Annotated in this window: 2 protein-coding genes; both read right to left on the bottom strand. The window is 63.4% G+C overall.

Going from position 1 to position 629, the window contains the following annotated elements; genetic code table 11:
* Positions 1–432, bottom strand: a 432-nt coding sequence (locus tag ACSFA3_RS24780) for a HAMP domain-containing protein (protein WP_435508013.1), incomplete at its 3' end; no start/stop codon positions are given.
* Positions 433–482: 50 nt separating this feature from the next.
* The coding region (locus tag ACSFA3_RS24785; RefSeq protein ID WP_435508014.1) for a winged helix-turn-helix domain-containing protein at positions 483–629 on the bottom strand (147 nt) is incomplete at its 5' end.

Below are 629 nucleotides of genomic sequence, written 5' to 3' on the forward strand. Positions count from 1 at the left end.
GAGGCGCTCGGCCATCATGTTGAAATGGCTCGCGAGGCGCTGCAATTCGGCGGGCGCGGAGTCGAGCACAGGCGCTCGCGCGGAAAACCGGCCCTCGGAGACGGATTCCGCCGCGGTCGCGACATCCAAGACGGGCTGAACGATGCGGCGTGCCAAGAGCAGCCCGAAGGCCACCACGAAGGGAAGGATGGCCAGGCTCAGCAGTGTCTGGACAAGCAGGTCATCGGAGTCTGAAGGGGCAACAAAACGATCTCCGTACTCGCTGTAGATTTCCCTCAACCGTTTGGAGTTCTCTTCAGTCCTAGGAGCGGCTTCGCGCTCCTTGAGTTCGGCAACGATCCCGCTGGGCAGCTGCGAATCGATCTTGTCGGACCAATGGCTGTAGCGAACCCACATGCCCGCCTGGACGGAAGCCGTGGCGGCGATCGCCAAGGCCACCATGCGCCAGGTAAGCCATGCCCACAGTGACCGACGCGACGATTTCATCCAGGATCGCCAAGGCGATAGCCGACCCCGCGCACAGCGAGGGGAATGCCGCGGACACCCTGTTCCTCCAACTTTTTGCGCAAGTTGTGGACGTGCGTGTCGACGACCCGCTCGAGCGCGTCGCTCTCTGGCAGGGAGGCCTC

The organism is Variovorax glucosi (assembly GCF_051216695.1).
In the GTDB taxonomy this organism is placed as follows: domain Bacteria; phylum Pseudomonadota; class Gammaproteobacteria; order Burkholderiales; family Burkholderiaceae_C; genus Variovorax.